This is a genomic window from Nocardia sp. NPDC055029 (assembly GCF_053608525.1).
In genome coordinates, this window is sequence record NZ_JBSGVQ010000003.1 from 103,188 (window position 1) to 116,813 (window position 13,626).

Genomic DNA, 13,626 nt, shown 5'->3' on the forward strand with positions numbered 1-13,626 from the left:
CGGCAATAACGTCGACAATCATGCTTACTACCAAGGGGTTTAACTTCATGAAGAAGTTCCGGACGCTCGGTTTCGGCATCGCCATCGCGGCAGGTCTGGCAATGTTCGGTACCGGCGTGGCTACCGCCCAGGAGCCGGAGACCGGTGGCGGCCAGGAGGAGACCACCACCGGTTCGGCGGACGGCCTGGCTGCGCTGCTCGAGTCCCTGGCGACCGGCTCGGCGGGTGCCGAGGAGCCGGCGACCGAGGATGCGACGGCGATCAACGAGGACGAGGACGAGGCCGGCGCCGACACCGGTTCCGCTTCCGGTCTTGCCGCCCTGCTCGAGGCTCTGACCTCGGGCTCCGCGGGTGCCGAGGAGCCGGAGACCGACCCGGTCGACTGATTACCGGTGACACACCGAATGCCCCGCCACCAGGCGGGGCATTCGTCGTTTCCGGGCAGCGGATTCATTGTGCCCCGATCGGCGGGTTCCCGCCCTCCGTTACGTCAATTCGCTGTGAGATTACTCATTTTCGACATAGCAGTTTGCTGAACTATTGCAGCGCAGTCGATTTCGCGCGAACTTGGTCTACCGACCGGTGTTTTGTTCCACGAGCTAAGAAGTTGCCTAGGCTGGTCTGGGCTGCCGATCGCAGTGTTGCCACGGCGCCAACATTCCGGCCGGGAAAAGGCGGCAACTCACCGGCATCTGAACAGCCTGCTGCCCGAATTCCAGTCGCTCCTCGTCCCCCGAAACGCGTGTTAGAACTTCTGTGCCCAGTCCACGCGACTGGCAAACCGGGGATTTCGAAATCCCCGCTCGGGTGGCGATCATGCGGCCGCCCAACGCGTTTCACCTGATGATCCTTTGGCGAGAAGTGGTGTGGAGGAAGCGTTGAAAAAGACAGCAGCTATCGCACTGGCGGCGGCTTGGTCGCTGATGATGGTGCCCGGCCTGGCCGGCGCCGACACGGGCAGCGGCACAACCGGAAGCGGCGTGATCGACACCGGCAGCGGCATTCTCGGTGACCTACTCGGTACCGGCAGCGGCATTCTCGGCGGAAGCTCGGGCGGCTCGTCGGAAACTGTCCAGCCGTGCAACACATCGACCAAGTCCGGCGGCGAGGGCGTCACCACAACCACCCACCAGCTCGGCGTCACCGGCCCGACCTCGTTCGTCCTGTCCTACGAAACCCTGAACATCCCCGACCGAATCCAGGTCTTCTACGAGGGCGGCCAGGTACTCGACACCGGCTACATCGGCGACAACGTCAACCAGGGCACCGGCTCCGCGGTCGTCTCCCTCCCCGCGGGCTCGGCGACAACAGTGACCGTCCGCGTCAGCGGCATGGACGACACCCAATGGGAGTACACGGTCAACTGCCCGTCCTAGAGCACCGGTAACGCAGCGAATGCCCCGCCGTCGGCGGGGCATTCGTTCGTTTCAGTGGTGATCAGCTGCGCCGGGCTGCGCGAATCCCGTTGACGTAGGCGGCCACGATCCGGAGGTCGCCCTCGGAGAGGCCGGAAAGGTCGACGATGCCCGCAGACTGCTGCGGCGCAGACTGTTCCACCTCGACAGGCTCCAATCCCGCTTGCGTGAGCAGCGGCTCGGCATCGATCCCGACGGCCTCCGCCATTGCTTGCAGAGTTTCGGCCGTGGTGCTGGCCGGCACCTTCTGTCCGCGCTTGTACTGGGTGCCGTTCTCGACCTGCGTCCACAGGCTGGTACTGATCCGTGCTGCCTTCGCGGCGCGGTCCATCGACATCTCGCGCTCCTTGCGAGCAAGCCGCAGGGTGGCGCTGACCTCGGGCGGGACCACCGCGCTCCGTTGTCTCACCATGTTGAGATGCTAGCAGATTGTTTGCAGTGATGCATGAAGTGTATGTAGCGCCAACCGTGCGGCGACAGGGTGTCCTGGGCGCTCCACAGCATAGTCGACAACTCAACCTGCAAAGGACAGTGATTGTGGCGCAACCTAACTGGGTACCCCTGAGTTTCGTCTCAGCTTGACAGCGGGGTTGCAACAACGTTGCATACAACGAGTGTTGAATTTGTGGGTCTCGGCAAGGGGGGTCCACTCGACGCCACCCCGGCGCGCAACCGTTCCGGCCATTCGGCGCCGGGTGCGGCCGGGGTTCTGACCCGCTATCGACTGAAGGAGCAAATACATGGGCACGACCGATGCCGGTATGGCGTCGAACCGCATGCTGGAGGATTCATGCGGTGTGACCCCGCTGGACAGGTGGATCGACGATACGCACCTGTTCCTGGATCGAGACGCGGCCCGCGACCTGGCGCGAATGCTCGGCGACATCCCCGATCTGGCCGAGGATCTGGCGGATGCGCGGACGAGGCAGACCCGGTTCGGCGCCGTGGACTTCCGAACCCGCAATGGCGCCAGGGAGCAGCGGCTCCCGTTCAATCCGGCCGCGGCACGGGTGGAGGATGAGCTACGGGCCGTCCTGGTGTCGTGGGTCCGACTGGTCTGCGAGCAACGCGACTTCGCCTACGACGGCGCTACGAGCATCGCGGGCTTGGCGGAGTGGCTGCAGCGCAACATCATCGCCTTCGTCATGACCGAAGGTGTCGAGGGCGCGCCCGCCGAGATCGGCGCCGCGATCGAGGCGGCGGTGTCGGTCGTGTGCCCGCCCGCCGAGGCGTCCAGCGTTGATGCCGCGTTGGTACTGCGCGCCAGGGCTGTGCGCCTCAATGCCTCTGGGATCGCCAAGCTGGCAACGCAGTTGGGGGATGGGTACGGCAACTTGAACGCCCGGCGGGTGCGCACGCTCCGTGCAGCGGGCTTGATCCAGCCGGTGCCCGGCCCTTGGTCGCGCGACTGGCCCGAGCTGTTCGTAGTCGGCGAGGTTCTGGATGCGCACCGCGCTCTCCCGGCGCGGCAGCGTGCGAAAGACGTGTAGCGAACTGAGTACCCGAGCGGGGCGTCGGCCGATTGTGGCCGGCGCCCCGTCGCTGTTCTCGGAGATCCGCAGACGCGGCGCCCTTGCGGTCACTGCCACCCGAATGCCTTACGCCAAGGGCTATTTCGCTAGATCGCGGCCTCGGCCCGAATCGAGAAGCTGTCTCTCACCAGCGATTTCGGTGATTGTAGAGCGATAAGTTGACACAGGGCGAACGATGTTGCAAGATAGTCACAGCGGGGATTCGCATGCCCAAAATTGGGCAACCACAACAGATTTCATTCTCAGTGACCGTCTGCACATCAACTCCTGAGCAAGGCTCAGGTTTTCCTCGACGGTAGAGTGGGTAGGTGCTCTCGACCGAGGGTCTGTACATTTCGGCTGCTGGGTGAGGTTTTCTTGTGTCAGGTGCATTCGACGCGTTCACTCCCGACGACTCGGGCAACCCAGCGGACGAGCAGCCCCGGCACGAGGATGGCGGACCCTTCCGGAGCGAGGGCAACTCGGTGCCGGTCAGAAGGAACCGGTCCGGACACGTCGATCTGGCGGACATCTGCGTAGAAGACCTTCAAGTAGTCGCAGGCGCGGTGGACCGGTGGCGGTCGCTACGCCCGCCGGTCGTTGTGGGGCAGCACATCTCGCGGTGAAATGAACTCTGGCATCCGGTCTGGTCGGGCGGTCCGGATGCGGCAGATGGTGGTCATCGGTAAGGGTGAGAGTTGTGTGTCCCCATGGGTGTTGAAGGTGAGTCGGATGCGGTGATGCCTGACCGACAAGGTATCGCGGTGCAGCGCAACGGGTTCAATGCGCAGGAAATTGCGTTCAACCAGGGCATCAGGGTCGATTCGGTCGTCGTGTTCGACTTCGTCTCGTATTGGTCCGTTGTCGATCGTGCTGTCTTGATCCAGGCGGATCTGTCCGGTCACGTCAGGAACGAGGTGATCGCGCACTCGGTGGCACACATCGAGATGGCTGAATCACTCGAGCTGGCAGCGGCGCTCGACGGCGAACTGTGGCGCGGCCGGATCGAGATGAAGGTGCACCACGTCGTCGCACAGCGACTGATCCCGCTCGGTGACCTGCGTGACGCGCTGGAGATAGGCAACAACCTTCCCGACGTCGCGGCCGTGCTCGGCGTGACGGAGTTCCTGCTCGGGTGGCGCTTGCAGCACCTGGCGGACGACGAGTTCGCGATGATTCCGGTCCACCTGCTGAACCGTCTCGGCTGGCTACCCGGCATGGCTTCCGAGTACCCGTATCTCTGCCTGTGGCCGACCTCGAGTTCAGGCGAGATGCTGCGCAGGCTTGCCCCCGGCCGACACCACAAATAGCCACCACGACACCACTTCTCAGCCCTCGTTCCGAGACGGAACGAGGGCTTCGTCGTCAGCGCACCCGCGCCGACCTTCGAGCTCATGCGGCCGGCCCCCGAACGAACACTTCGATCGCCAGCGGGTTCAGAGCCCGCCGCATGCCCGCTCCTGACGCGCCCGTCTCCCACCGCACAGCTGTGGTCGCAGACGTCGACGCCGCGCAGGGGCGAATTGGTCCCGCTCCGGACAACCGTCCGGAGCGGGACCACCCACGTCATATCCGAAAGAGGTACTTCACATGTCGTTGTGGTCTCCGAAAGGATCGCCTCGTCCCAGCCGTGACTCGCGCGTCATCGATGTGCTGGTCGTCGGCGGAACCTGGAACCCCGGTGGGGACGGGGTCACCGCCGCCTTCACCGACGCACTGAACAAGTCGATGTTCCGACCGCGCATGGTCCCGTATCCCGCCGACTACGGCTCGCACGTGAGCTATGCCGACAGCGTCGCGGAGGGCAGGCGGGCGTTGCTCGCCGCGATCGATCGCACACCGAACCCGGTGGTACTGGCGGGATATTCGCAGGGAGCCGCTGTCGCCGGTGATCTCGCCGCGGAAATCGGCCGTGGTGAACATCCGGGCCGCGAGGTGATCGCGTGCGCGCTGATCGCCGATCCACGGAGACCGGCGGGCCATTACCTCGGCGACACCGACCCCGGCGGTTACGGCGTGGTCGGGGAGCGCCCGATCGACGGCATCCCCGCCTACTGGGCCGCGGCGCCCGGCGACCCCATCACCGCATTGCCCGCGGGCAACCCCCTGCGGACTATCGCGGATCTGAGCGCCTTCTTCAGCTTCGCCAGCGCGACCGCGGCCATCCGGTGGGCGCAGCGAATGCTGGACACGGCCACCCGGAATCAGCTGCAGCGCTGGTGGTCACCGGCCAACTGGCGCCACTGGGCGGGCGCTGTCGCCTATGCCCGCGGATACCTGTTCGACGGCAGACACACCGATGACTACGTCCGCTACGGCCATGCTCGCGCGCTGGCCCAGGCCCTGAACCGCGATGTCGCCGAAGGGCGAATCTGACATCCGCGAACTGTGGAAAGGAACCTCCAAATGCGAATCGGCAAGGTACCAGAGCCCGCGCTGATCCGGTCGGTACTCGTCGCAATCACCGGTGTGGTCGCGTTTCTCATCGGCCGAGAGGTCGACACCGCCTGGGTCGAGACCCTGCTCACCCTGTACGGATTGGCCACACCGGTGATCGCCGGGGCGGTGATCAGACCCGCGGTCACCCCGGTGTCGGGATCGGCGGGTGAATCGGATGGCGTCGTGGCTAAGCCCTGAGTTCGTCCAAGCAACCGGTGTGGCCGTCGCCACCGTGATCGGCGCGGTGACGGCCTGGCAGGCCAGAGAAGTCGCCAAATTGCGCGAGCGCGTGGTCGCCCTCGAGGAGCAGGCCGCCGACGACAAACTGCGATTCCGTGACGCGATCCGCCTGATCCGCGCCCTGCAGCGGCACATCGACGAACTTCTCGGCTTCCTGCGCCTGCACGTCCCCGGCCAGGAACCCCCGGTGGCCCAATACAAGATCCCGGCCACCCTCCAAGAAGAAATCTGACCGCACCACCACGGTGCCGTCCCCGAACCGCATGCGGCGGACCCCCGGAGAACACTCGATACGGTGCGGGATTCGAGCCCGCCGCATGCCGCGCCCCTGACGCGCCCGTCTCCCGTAGGTGGTCTGCGGTCGAAGACGCCGTCGCTGCGTCAGGGGTGCACGTCCCGCCCTTGCCACTTCCCCTCATCGGCGAGGGCGGGACCACAAACCTCCACCGAGCATTGTGACCAAGGAGAAGTCCATGAGCTGGACAGGAGACCCGGTATGGCTGGCCGATGTGCTGCGCGACGCCGGGCTCGATGTGATCGAACACGAAGGCTGGCGAGACCGAGGCCACGGCGACTTCCGTGACCTGCGCGGCGTGCTGTGCCACCACACCGCCGGCGGCGGCAAGAACGACTGGCGCATCGTCCAGGACGGCCGCGCCGACCTCCCCGGCCCACTCGCCCAGCTGGTCCTCGAACGCGACGGCACCTACCGCGTGATCGCCGCAGGCGTCTGCTGGCACGCGGGCCGCGGCTCATGGCCCGGCTGGCCCACCGACAACGCCAACTACCACGTGATCGGCATCGAGGCGGTATCGCGTGGCGACGGAAGTGATTGGACCCCAGCCCAACTCGACGCCTACAAGCGCGGCTGCGCGGCCATCCTGGCGCGAATCGGCCGCTCCGCCGAGGACTGCGTGGCCCACCGCGAGTACTCGCACGAAGGAAAAATCGACCCCGCCGGTATCGACATGGACGAATTCCGCCGTGACGTGCAGGCATTCATCGACGGAGAGGACGCTCCGATGAGCGCATCCGAAGTAGCCCAGATCCAGGACTTCATCACCGCCTTCTGCGGCCCGATCGGTACCGATGTCAAGGACATTCGCGAGCAGCTGTGCGGTAGCCAGCAGCGCGACGCCGGCATGTTCGCCGGCTGGGAACAGCTCGACGGCATGACCGTCGTCGACGCCCTGGCCGACGTGCTGGACCGCCTGAAGGCCCTCGAAGCTCCCCGCACCTGACGCGCCCTGCCCGTCACCTCGCACGACGGAAGGAGGTGAATTCCATGCTTCCTGTCCTCCTCGAACTGCTCGAGCTGGCCGTGGTCCTAGCCCCGGTGATCCTGCCGCTGCTCGGCCTGTCCTAACTCCACACCCGCAACCACACGAAGCCCGCCCAGTAGGTGCGGGCTCTTTTCATGCCCAAGCTCGGGAGGCTCCACCACATGTCCGGCAAGGAAATCATCGGCTCGGTCGACTTCAGCACCAACGAAGTATCGACACCGGAATACGTTCAGACCGAATCCGGACAGCTGGTCACTCCCGAGTTTCTGGCCCTCCTCCAGCAGACCCTGTCCGGCAAGCTCGCCGAGCCGGACCATGACGAAGAACTCGACCCGCAGGTTCGCGCACTGGCAGAAGAACTTTCGGTCATCCACCTCCCCGAGTGGACCAGCCCCGTCGGCCGCAAACTGGCCGAGCCGACCGTCACTTCGATCAAGCAGGCAACCCGGGTAGCCGAATACCTGATCAAGCGCGGCGTGCGCGTGCACCCTGAACTCGAAGAAATTAGGTGGGTCCCGACCCCAGCGGGCGCCCCCGGCGCCTTCGACACCGGCGCCCACATCACCCCCGACGCCGAAGGCAGCTGGCCTACACCCGACGCCGAGGAGTTCTACGACTTCGACGAGATCTCGGTGAAGCAGGTCGAGGGGAGCGCCTGGTACGCGACGCATCCCCGCGGGATCGCGTGTGAGGGGAAGACGAAGTCGGAGGCGTATGCGGCGATGGTCGCCGAGCTGCGCCGCCGGATCGATGATGCGTCGGGGGGGTCGAAATGACCGTCGCGTCCGATTGGGTTACCGCTGGTGCGGCATGGCGTGCTTCGCTGACGCCGATTGGCGCCGAGTCTCCGGATTCTCAGGGTCATCAACCCCGAGTCTTCAACCTTGCCGGAATGACCCCTGCCGCAGCTGCGCGGGCGTACAACCGAGTACTCGGGCAGCGTGAGCTGACAGTACAAGCGGTACATGCCGATCATTCGGGCGCAAGGTTCGTCAACGATCAGGGACCGTCCGGCGATTTCCCGGGTCTCACGGCTGAGCAGATCGATGGTCCAATTCCTGGCGGGCCTGACCAACTTCCCCAGCCTGTCGTCCCGGGCGTTGAGAAGCCGAAAACTGTCGTTCCGGAGGGGCTGCCCGACGACCTGAATGTCACTCAGCCCACGGACAATGGCGGTAGCCAAACGATCACCGTCGTCCCGGGAACTGGCGGACAGAGTTACGACACCGTCATCACGAATCCCGATGGGTCGACGACCTCTTCGCGCGTTGTCTCCGATGGCGAGGGTGGAGCCACCATTTGGACGACTCTGCCTGATGGCACACATTCAGTTACCTACGTTTCCGCCCCCGACGCAGATGGCCATTCCAAGACCGAGAACTATTCGTACCCCTCAAGCGCGCCTCAGGCCGATGTGGCGGCAGTCACCGTCGGAGATGGGAACGGATCGTGGGATAAGCAGGCGGTAGGGCCGGATGGGGCGACCGTTACATCCCACGTCGAAGTTCAGTCCGACGGCGTGACCTACAACGAAACCAGCCCAACACCCGATGGCGGGTCAGTGACGGTCGCGTTCAGGCCAGGGTCGCCAGATTTTCAGGAGCCATGGACAGTCGGCGTCCGTAATCCCGATGGTTCTGGCTGGTTCAACGGGGTGACCGGCACACAAGCCACTTTTGGTACTGATACCTGGGGCCAGCGGTATGCACAGGTCTATGACCCGGTTGCTCAGCAGATCGTCACAAATGTTGTCAAGAACGGCGGTTCGGGAGACGAGTGGATCGAACTGATTGTCAGTGACCTGAATGGGCGCGACGAGGCTCATTACCGTTTGCTCGCAGATGGGCGACAGGAGCTGTTGTGGCGCCGGGTCGATGGATATCAGCTGGCTGATTATCAATTCGGCGCCGAGTCATATGAGTTCGATGGCCGCAAGGTCTTGGATGACAGCTACGTGCTTCGCAGAAATGCTGATGGTAGCGAACAGATTGAGCTGGACGGGGTAGTTCTCGGCACGTTGGTTACATTTCCGGATGGGCTGACCAGATTCACAGCCACTCAAGAACTCCGCGACCGATCCTCCTCGCGCAATGGGACGATGAAAACGCTCGTATCTGTGGAGTGGGGGCCAAGCCGCAAACCCGTTACCTATACCGACATCGACGGTCCGGGCTCGCTCTTTCGGCCGGTCGCAAAATACACGCAGTTTGGCGAAGTGCCCGGTTTCCCTGAGATCGGCGCAGGTCAGGGGCCTTTCGGTCAAGGTGGCAAGTCATTCGGCGATCGGTTCGGCACCGCCTATCTCACCCTCTATGACTCATCGTTGCCTCTCATAGGCGCGGGTGGTCCGGGCCGCACCGGAGTTGCAGAGTCCTGGAACGAATTGGGCAAGAGCTTGGGCAAGTCGGCAGAACTAGCCGGACTTGTCGTAATTTTGGGACCCTCTGGCTACACACTGGCCAATACGGGCGTCGTACCCGGGCTCAACGAAGGTGAAGCCGCTGAAATAGTCGGCGGGATGGCCGACAGTCTCGGTTATCAGGACTTCAAGCAGGGGAATATCAGTGGAGGGCTCGGAACGCTGGTAGGAGGCCTATGGGGTGCAGCAGGGCTAGGGAAGGGTGTATCGCTCGTAATTCGACCGGCCAGGGTGCTCGGCACTGCAGCCAAGGCTGGCGCGGTGGGCGCAGCCAAAGGTGCCGGGACAGTGGTCGATGCGATTCTGGCAATCGGCAAGATTGAAAAGCCCAAGCCGAGCGCCCGCCCGTTCGAGCCAGCCACTGGTTTGGGGTCTGCCGGGATATTCTCCGCGCCCTCGAAGATCAACCCACCGACCGGCGGCGTTAATGCGAAGGCTGTGTATCAGGCCAATTCGGAGATCAACAGGACGCTGGTAAAGGTGAACCCTAGGTACCAAGAAAAGGGGACTGGTTCGGCGTATTCAGCCAACTGTACAAGTTGCGTGGTGACGTATGAGATGAAACGGCGCGGAAAGCCAGGAGCGGGCTATGTAGCCGGCCCGTTGGAGGCGCATCTCCGTAAGGAGAATGGTGGCCCCGGCGGTCGTCAAATTTCCGTGCTACAATCACTGTTCGGCGGGAAATTTAAGCCAGGGAATCGTCAAACTGTTGAGGGCGCATTTGCGCAGCACGGCTCAAGAGGGATTATCTATATCGAATGGCAAAGCGGCGGTGCACATGTCTTCTCGGTGGAGAACGTGGCAGGTGTGGTTCGCTTCATTGATAGTCAACCTACACCTGTGCTTCTCGACGCTTCGCACTATTTTAGCCTTGGTAAAACCGCATACATGCGAGTGGATGATCTTCCGACGCCGAAATCGAGTAGTCTAGCCAGGTTCATGCACAAGATCGACGATCAGTAAGGAAATAGTTGTGACGATAGGTTTCAAAGAGGCAATTGCGTTCGCTCGGGCCGCGCTCGAACCAAGTTGGACCGCTGGGACTTTTATGATTGATGACAGGAACATTGTTGAAAACGACGCATTCTATGTTATCAACGTGGGCGCTCGTGAATACTTCGTGGATGGCGATTTTGGTTACGCCATCGCTGGGGATGTGACATTGGTGAATAAAGAATCCGGCGAGGTATCTTCTGCCCCATCGGTAGAAGTGGCAACCGATCCTACTGTTCGTGTTCGGCCTAACCCCGATGCTTCGTTCGGCTGCCCCTAGCGTGTTTAGACGGTGAGTTAATGGCCTCCGGATCTTGCTGGCGCTGAATGCTCACGGTGTATCGGTCAACGTCGCGAGCGCCTATGAAAGCGACCCGATTCGGGCGCTCCCTTCGTGGCTTTCGGATACACGCCTTCTCATTCCGTCAGCTTACGCCTGAAATCCCAATCAGAGACTGGTTGGGATTCTTCATATCCAAGATGTGGGCGGCTACACCTGACGGAGTTTGGTCAAGGCCGCGCGACTACACCTGGCACCATCATGAAGATGGCATTGCGATGCAGCTTGTGACTCCGACATCCACGATGCAGCGAGGCATGCGGGTGGAGTCGCAATGAAGAAAGGAACGTGATTCGAATGTCTGTGGGATACAGGGAAGCTGGTCGACCCGCGCTGGATGCAGAGATTGATCGGCTCGCTGCTCATCTGGGGGCGACGCTTCCTGCCGACTATCGCGCATACCTTCTTGAGCGCGATGGTGGCTGGATGGAAGATAATGATCAGGTAGTCGACGAGGTATTCGGCGTTCGTGCGGACATTGGCGATGGTGTGAGCATATGGGACAAACTTGAGGTATACGACGGCAGAGTTCCTCGCTGGCTCCTTCCGGTTGCGCGCGATTCCTACGGCAATCTCTTCGCGCTATCCTTGAGGTCGGGAGATCACGGGACGGTTTGGTTCTGGGATCATGAAGAGGAAGATGACGATGACGGCCATCCTCCAACGGAGGGGAATATCTCAATGATCGCTGGTGGTTGGGCAGATTTTATTGCAAATCTCGCTCCTCGATAAGTCTGCAGATTGGGTCGTACGGACCGTGGATCGACGCCGTTGTACGCATCAATCCGGAAGTTCTGGGGATCCGGTCGACCTAGATAGGTCGCGCTTGGCCATCTCTTAACCTGGAACACGCCCGGCTGTTCTGCCGGGTGTGTTTGGTTTCGGATAGGATTTTGCTGCTGATCGGCAGCGAGAAATATCGTCGACTCCGCCTGGCGTACATGATTATCCCGACTGGTCGACCGGTCGGGATTTTTCATGCCCAAATATGGACTTAATCAATTTCCGTTCAAGGACTTGACATGAATGAACGAATACTATTTCCTGATATTGAACAAACGTTGGTCGATTATCTTGCGGCGCAAATTGTTGCAGTTTCCGATACCGCGACTGTGGTCACTCGGGTCCCCGACCCACGCCCGACCCGCATGGTGCGAGTAACCAGAAACGACCGAAAAGCCCGAGTCGACGTCGAAGATCGTGAGGGCCGCCGTAGCGCCCAACTGATCCTCGATCGTCCTCGCGTCGTTCTCGAATGCACCGACGACGCCGGCGCGGCGGCAAACCTTGCCGCGCTTGTGCGTTCGATCCTGAGTGCGGCCGCTCCCGGCTACCTGGGCACCGTCTGGTGCGACCAGGTCGAGGATGCCGGCATGGAGAACGACACCGATCCGGCGACTGCCGCCCCGCGGTACACCCTCGTCGCCGACCTGATTGTGCGAGGCACCGTCCTCGCCTGACTCCGACCGGAGTCGAACTGAAGTACCCATCCCGAGGGCCTGCGCAACAATCCCAAGGGAGATAACAACAATGGCTCTGCCTTCCAGCAAGTTCATCGGCGCCGGTACCCCGAACCTGGCCGTTTCCGGCGGTGTCCTGGTGGCGCCGCTCGCCACCAGCCTGCCCACCACCGCGGCCGGCGTCATCGACCCCGCGTTCAAGGCTCTCGGCTACGTTTCCGAGGACGGCATCGAGTCGCTCGGTGAGCGCAAGGTCGAGACGGTCAAGGACTGGAACGCCGACATCATCGCCCAGCTGCAGACCGAGCACTCGGTGCGCTTCGGCCTCACCCTGTACGCGGTGTGGGACCAGGATGTGCTCAGCGAGATCTTCGGTGAGAACAACGTGACCGCCACCGCGGCCACCTCCACCTCGGGCAAGCTGATCAATGTCAAGGAGACCGGCCTGGTTCTTCCGCGCCGCTCGTGGGTCTTCGACATGAAGACCGAGGACAAGAAGCTGCGCATCGTTCTGCCGAACGCCAAGATCTCGTCCATCACCGAGAAGAAGTTCGTGTCCAACGAACTGGCCGGCTTCACCATCAATGTCGAGGCATTCAAGGATGACTCGGGCGTCAAGGCGTACCGCTACCTCGACGACGGCATCAAGACTGCCTGATTAAAGCCCCCAACGGCGGCGGGTAAAACACCTATGCGCAGGCCCGCCCGCCGCCCGTTGGGCCCTTCCTATCTCTGCACCCGCTCAACACGAACAACGAAAGGGTCTGCTACCCATGACTTCTCCTGCTGCTCCCATCAAGGTCGCCCAGCCGGCCATCGTGAAGGATGACTTCACCTACACCGTCGACGGTGCCGATATCGTCCTGCCGTCGCTGTCCTACCTCAAGCCCGGTCTCGTTCGCCGGATCCGCCGACTCGGTGATGTCGACGCGATGTACACCCTGCTCGAGCTGAGTCTGGCGCCCGAGGCGCTCGCGGTGCTCGACGAAATGGATCCCGACGCTTACCACCAGTTGCTCGAGGCGTGGCGCGCGCACTCGGGGCTGAGCCTGGGGGAATCCTAAGCCTCGATGCTCTTCTCGAAGAGCACAGCGAGGCAATCGAATACGACTTGATCGCCTTTGGGCTCCGCCTGCGGATGCTCGGCACCGACGTACTCACCTGGGCTGACCTGCGAGCGATCGTCAAGCACCTTCCGCTCGAGTCGGCGCTCCTTCGGACGATGTATCCGGAGGGCAGTCGATGGCAAACCGCTGAGCACTTGCTGGCAGATGTCGCAGACAGTCTGCGTTGGTTGGCCTGGGCCCGAACCGACGACGGCCGGCGTGGGCGCAATCGACCCGAGCCGATCGCTCGTCCGGGCAGGAAATCAGATCGCGAACGTGTCGGCACGGCAACGGAACTCGATCAGATGAACGACTTCCTCGGCTGGAAACAGTAGGTGGCTGCAGCCCCGGAGCGGTCGAACGCAGAAAGTGGATACCAATTGTGAAGAAGAAACGCCCAACGGCGATGACATTGCCGGA

Annotated in this window: 18 protein-coding genes; 17 read left to right on the top strand and 1 reads right to left on the bottom strand. The window is 62.7% G+C overall.

The features are described from left to right. The first annotated feature begins 20 nt into the window (after window positions 1-20). The gene (locus ACWF9G_RS03865) at window positions 21-386 is read left to right on the top strand and encodes a hypothetical protein (protein WP_452513465.1); all 366 of its coding nucleotides are present in this window, start codon (window positions 21-23) and stop codon (window positions 384-386) included. 492 nt (window positions 387-878) lie between these two features. Further along, window positions 879-1,376, top strand: a complete 498-nt coding sequence (locus ACWF9G_RS03870; protein WP_452513466.1) for a hypothetical protein — start codon at window positions 879-881, stop codon at window positions 1,374-1,376. 61 nt (window positions 1,377-1,437) lie between these two features. On the opposite strand, the gene ACWF9G_RS03875 is transcribed toward ACWF9G_RS03870, so the two are convergent. Further along, a complete protein-coding gene (locus tag ACWF9G_RS03875; RefSeq protein WP_379309342.1) occupies window positions 1,438-1,827 on the bottom strand; it encodes a helix-turn-helix domain-containing protein in 390 nt (129 codons plus the stop codon). Between the two features lie 328 nt (window positions 1,828-2,155). Here ACWF9G_RS03875 and ACWF9G_RS03880 point away from each other — a divergent pair, with 328 nt between their 5' ends. The 15 genes from ACWF9G_RS03880 (at window position 2,156) to ACWF9G_RS03950 (ending at window position 13,541) form a co-directional block, all read left to right on the top strand. Beyond that, window positions 2,156-2,905, top strand: a complete 750-nt coding sequence (locus tag ACWF9G_RS03880; RefSeq protein WP_452513468.1) for a hypothetical protein — start codon at window positions 2,156-2,158, stop codon at window positions 2,903-2,905. A 761-nt stretch (window positions 2,906-3,666) separates the two neighbouring features. Then, window positions 3,667-4,236 (top strand): hypothetical protein, encoded by a 570-nt coding sequence (locus ACWF9G_RS03885; RefSeq protein WP_452513470.1) that lies wholly within the window; start codon window positions 3,667-3,669, stop codon window positions 4,234-4,236. A gap of 280 nt (window positions 4,237-4,516) precedes the next feature. Further along, window positions 4,517-5,302: an alpha/beta fold hydrolase gene (locus tag ACWF9G_RS03890; RefSeq protein WP_452513472.1), complete on the top strand. Its 786-nt coding sequence runs from the start codon at window positions 4,517-4,519 to the stop codon at window positions 5,300-5,302. 30 nt (window positions 5,303-5,332) lie between these two features. Then, window positions 5,333-5,563, top strand: a complete 231-nt coding sequence (locus ACWF9G_RS03895) for a hypothetical protein (RefSeq protein WP_379309338.1) — start codon at window positions 5,333-5,335, stop codon at window positions 5,561-5,563. 19 nt (window positions 5,564-5,582) lie between these two features. Then, complete coding sequence (locus tag ACWF9G_RS03900) at window positions 5,583-5,837, top strand: hypothetical protein (RefSeq protein ID WP_379309337.1); 255 nt, start codon at window positions 5,583-5,585, stop codon at window positions 5,835-5,837. A gap of 241 nt (window positions 5,838-6,078) precedes the next feature. Beyond that, on the top strand, window positions 6,079-6,846 hold the full coding sequence (locus ACWF9G_RS03905; RefSeq protein WP_379309336.1) for a peptidoglycan recognition protein family protein: 768 nt from the start codon (window positions 6,079-6,081) through the stop codon (window positions 6,844-6,846). Between the two features lie 203 nt (window positions 6,847-7,049). After that, window positions 7,050-7,664, top strand: coding sequence for a hypothetical protein (locus tag ACWF9G_RS03910; RefSeq protein ID WP_452513474.1), 615 nt, complete (start codon window positions 7,050-7,052; stop codon window positions 7,662-7,664). Beyond that, complete coding sequence (locus tag ACWF9G_RS03915) at window positions 7,661-10,270, top strand: toxin glutamine deamidase domain-containing protein (RefSeq protein WP_452513476.1); 2,610 nt, start codon at window positions 7,661-7,663, stop codon at window positions 10,268-10,270. The genes ACWF9G_RS03910 and ACWF9G_RS03915 overlap by 4 nt, the downstream gene beginning before the upstream one ends. A 10-nt stretch (window positions 10,271-10,280) precedes the next feature. Next, a complete protein-coding gene (locus ACWF9G_RS03920) occupies window positions 10,281-10,580 on the top strand; it encodes a hypothetical protein (protein ID WP_452513477.1) in 300 nt (99 codons plus the stop codon). A 200-nt stretch (window positions 10,581-10,780) separates the two neighbouring features. Then, window positions 10,781-10,918, top strand: coding sequence for an HNH endonuclease (locus ACWF9G_RS03925; protein WP_452513691.1), 138 nt, complete (start codon window positions 10,781-10,783; stop codon window positions 10,916-10,918). Between the two features lie 19 nt (window positions 10,919-10,937). Beyond that, a complete protein-coding gene (locus tag ACWF9G_RS03930) occupies window positions 10,938-11,372 on the top strand; it encodes an SMI1/KNR4 family protein (RefSeq protein ID WP_452513479.1) in 435 nt (144 codons plus the stop codon). Window positions 11,373-11,662: 290 nt separating this feature from the next. Next, entirely contained in the window at window positions 11,663-12,100 is a 438-nt protein-coding gene (locus tag ACWF9G_RS03935; protein WP_452513481.1) for a hypothetical protein, read from the top strand. A gap of 70 nt (window positions 12,101-12,170) precedes the next feature. After that, window positions 12,171-12,758 carry a phage tail tube protein gene (locus ACWF9G_RS03940; RefSeq protein WP_379036828.1) on the top strand — a complete coding sequence of 196 codons (588 nt, stop codon included), beginning with the start codon at window positions 12,171-12,173 and terminating at the stop codon, window positions 12,756-12,758. 115 nt (window positions 12,759-12,873) lie between these two features. Further along, window positions 12,874-13,164 (top strand): hypothetical protein, encoded by a 291-nt coding sequence (locus ACWF9G_RS03945; protein ID WP_452513482.1) that lies wholly within the window; start codon window positions 12,874-12,876, stop codon window positions 13,162-13,164. Continuing rightward, window positions 13,125-13,541, top strand: a complete 417-nt coding sequence (locus ACWF9G_RS03950) for a DUF5361 domain-containing protein (protein ID WP_452513484.1) — start codon at window positions 13,125-13,127, stop codon at window positions 13,539-13,541. The genes ACWF9G_RS03945 and ACWF9G_RS03950 overlap by 40 nt, the downstream gene beginning before the upstream one ends. The last annotated feature ends 85 nt before the right edge of the window (window positions 13,542-13,626 follow it).

What these genes read in the sequence shown, in the direction of transcription:
- ACWF9G_RS03865 (WP_452513465.1), top strand. Translation starts at nt 21, where the DNA reads ATGCTTACTACCAAGGGGTTTAACTTCATGAAGAAGTTCCGGACGCTC.
- ACWF9G_RS03875 (WP_379309342.1), bottom strand. Translation starts at nt 1,827, where the DNA reads ATGGTGAGACAACGGAGCGCGGTGGTCCCGCCCGAGGTCAGCGCCACC.
- ACWF9G_RS03880 (WP_452513468.1), top strand. Translation starts at nt 2,156, where the DNA reads ATGGGCACGACCGATGCCGGTATGGCGTCGAACCGCATGCTGGAGGAT.
- ACWF9G_RS03885 (WP_452513470.1), top strand. Translation starts at nt 3,667, where the DNA reads ATGCCTGACCGACAAGGTATCGCGGTGCAGCGCAACGGGTTCAATGCG.
- ACWF9G_RS03890 (WP_452513472.1), top strand. Translation starts at nt 4,517, where the DNA reads ATGTCGTTGTGGTCTCCGAAAGGATCGCCTCGTCCCAGCCGTGACTCG.
- ACWF9G_RS03895 (WP_379309338.1), top strand. Translation starts at nt 5,333, where the DNA reads ATGCGAATCGGCAAGGTACCAGAGCCCGCGCTGATCCGGTCGGTACTC.
- ACWF9G_RS03905 (WP_379309336.1), top strand. Translation starts at nt 6,079, where the DNA reads ATGAGCTGGACAGGAGACCCGGTATGGCTGGCCGATGTGCTGCGCGAC.
- ACWF9G_RS03910 (WP_452513474.1), top strand. Translation starts at nt 7,050, where the DNA reads ATGTCCGGCAAGGAAATCATCGGCTCGGTCGACTTCAGCACCAACGAA.
- ACWF9G_RS03915 (WP_452513476.1), top strand. Translation starts at nt 7,661, where the DNA reads ATGACCGTCGCGTCCGATTGGGTTACCGCTGGTGCGGCATGGCGTGCT.
- ACWF9G_RS03925 (WP_452513691.1), top strand. Translation starts at nt 10,781, where the DNA reads ATGTGGGCGGCTACACCTGACGGAGTTTGGTCAAGGCCGCGCGACTAC.
- ACWF9G_RS03930 (WP_452513479.1), top strand. Translation starts at nt 10,938, where the DNA reads ATGTCTGTGGGATACAGGGAAGCTGGTCGACCCGCGCTGGATGCAGAG.
- ACWF9G_RS03935 (WP_452513481.1), top strand. Translation starts at nt 11,663, where the DNA reads ATGAATGAACGAATACTATTTCCTGATATTGAACAAACGTTGGTCGAT.
- ACWF9G_RS03940 (WP_379036828.1), top strand. Translation starts at nt 12,171, where the DNA reads ATGGCTCTGCCTTCCAGCAAGTTCATCGGCGCCGGTACCCCGAACCTG.
- ACWF9G_RS03945 (WP_452513482.1), top strand. Translation starts at nt 12,874, where the DNA reads ATGACTTCTCCTGCTGCTCCCATCAAGGTCGCCCAGCCGGCCATCGTG.